This window comes from Leptospira ilyithenensis, from assembly GCF_004771005.1.
GTDB lineage: Bacteria > Spirochaetota > Leptospiria > Leptospirales > Leptospiraceae > Leptospira_A > Leptospira_A ilyithenensis.
Genome location: NZ_RQHV01000065.1, coordinates 1 through 1210 on the forward strand (window position 1 = coordinate 1; position 1210 = coordinate 1210).

Annotated in this window: 1 pseudogene; it reads left to right on the top strand. The window is 47.4% G+C overall.

The annotated features are described in order from the left end of the window. Positions 1-1210, top strand: a pseudogene (locus tag EHS11_RS19905) (hypothetical protein); the annotation flags it as partial.

Sequence of the window (1210 nt, forward strand, 5' to 3'; positions counted from 1 at the left end):
CCTCTTCTTAAAAACACAGCAGTTGGTTTGGGAGTGAGTTACGACAAACAAGCTGGTTGGGGAGGAAGACTTGGAATTGGAAGTGCCACAACGAACGCATCGATTAGTTTCTCTCAAAGAGGAAATACAACAATATCAGGATCAGCGAATATTCCCGGGGTGAAAGGACTTCAACTAACGGCTAGTAGCACAACTAACGGAGCGACTACTGTCGGTGCGAATTACAATGCTGGTAATGGTCCGAGAGAGGGTTGGAACGTTGGGGCTAATTATGACATCAACGGCGGAGGACTTTCCGGGAGTGTTGGATATACAGATCCAAATTCAGGACTTGGACTCACATCGACAGTAGACGGGAACGGTTTGTCTACATCCGCACAAGTGAATGGTGTGAATCTCGCAACGAATGGGCCTAATGGTTTCCAGATGGATGAGATGAACTGGTCGGAACAGAACATCAATTTGGCGCAAGACAGAGGAAATAAATTACAACAGGATGAAGTATTAAAGGCAGCGGGAATTTCCGACCCGGACAGTTTGTCTCCAGAGGAGAGGAGTCGGAAGTTAGGTGAGATTAATGCTGCCGCTGAGTATAAACAGCTAAGGGAATCCGGAAAAACAGATGCAGAAATCGCTGCGATGAGTCGTGATCAGAGGGAGGCGGCACTGGATCGGATCAATGGAGAGGTCAATCCGGAGACATTGGCAATTGCCGCACTGGCGAGTGTGGGGACATTCTTTGGGGGAGCTCTCGCTTATATGGGATTAGGTGGTGGAACAAGTAACGGAGCTACGCCACCGGTTCGGGGGCAAGTGGTTGATGTTCCAGCCAGGAGAAGAGAGGATGGCGAGGATGATGCGGGATTGCCTGTGCCGGATGATGGTATTATTAAGACGGGGGATGTTTCGGAACCTCTGAAAGCGGCGGGGGGATTTAATTTTGCGGAACAGATGGCACTATTTTTTGGTGGGGCCACAACGACAGATACTACTTTGCCAGTAATGAATGACTTTGATTTAGCTAAAAAAGCGGTTTTAGATGCATGGTATGGAAAGGGTCCGAAGGGCTCTGGCGACGCGGCGTTGGAAAAAATACGTTTAAGTGGAAAATTGACAGACAGTGAATATAATCAGCTTAAACAACATTATGAAGCTGAGAAAAATGTAAGCTCAACTGAATATAAGAAAAGGAGAACTGAATACCAATCCC